We start from the raw sequence: 1,061 nt of genomic DNA on the forward strand, positions 1-1,061 counted from the left end.
GAGGAGTTCGACCTCGACGCGACCAGCGTCGCCGACGACCTCCGCGCCCTGAAGCAGCGGCTGGAGAGCACATAATACCGTTGGCCCGGCCGGGCGTGTGATCCGGGACGGCCGAGCGGCCGCCGTCCAGCGGCGTCTGTCCGATATGCCAGAATCCTCCCAAACCTCCGCAGGGCGAGATGTTCACCACGCCGCCGCGCGCTGCAAGCGTGCCCTCATCCTGCTTCGATAAGGCGATGACGCACATCTGGCCCGGTAACCCGTACCCGCTGGGCGCCACCTACGACGGTGGCGGCACCAACTTCGCGCTGTTCTCCGAGGTGGCGGAGCGGGTCGAGTTGTGCCTGTTCGACGACGACGGCAAGGAGACCCGGATCGACCTGCCGGAGCGCGAGGCGCTGGTGTGGCACGGCTACCTGCCGCGGATCGTGCCCGGCCAGCGGTACGGCTACCGGGTGCACGGGCGCTACGACCCGTCGGCCGGCCTGCGCTGCGACCCGGGCAAGCTGCTGCTCGACCCGTACGCGAAGGCGGTGGACGGGCACATCGAGTGGAACCAGGCGATGTTCTCGTACCGGTTCGGCGACCCGCAGTCGTTCGTCGAGGCCGACTCGGCGCCGTACTCGATGCGGTCCGTGGTGATCAATCCGTTCTTCGACTGGGCCAACGACCGCCCGCTGCGTATCCCGTTCCACCAGACCGTCATCTACGAGGCCCACGTCAAGGGCATGACCCAGCAGCACCCGGGCATCCCGGAGGACGTCCGCGGCACGTACTCGGGGCTGGCCCACCCCACGATGATCAACTACTTCAAGAGCCTCGGCGTCACCGCGGTCGAGCTGATGCCGGTGCACCAGTTCGTCAACGACGGCACCCTGATCGACAAGGGCCTGTCCAACTACTGGGGCTACAACACCATCGGCTTCTTCGCCCCGCACAACGACTACGCGTCGTTCGGCGGCCGCGGCGGGCAGGTGCAGGAGTTCAAGTCGATGGTCAAGGCGCTGCACGCGGCCGGCATCGAGGTGATCCTGGACGTCGTCTACAACCACACCGCCGAG

General features: G+C 67.6%; 1 protein-coding gene. It reads left to right on the forward strand.

The window, feature by feature from the left end:
• Positions 1–236: 236 nt before the first annotated feature.
• On the forward strand, positions 237–1,061 hold an 825-nt coding region (locus tag AB0M20_RS45460; protein ID WP_364307892.1), incomplete at its 3' end, for an alpha-amylase family glycosyl hydrolase.

The organism is Actinoplanes sp. NPDC051633 (assembly GCF_040681735.1).
In the GTDB taxonomy this organism is placed as follows: Bacteria; Actinomycetota; Actinomycetes; order Mycobacteriales; family Micromonosporaceae; genus Actinoplanes.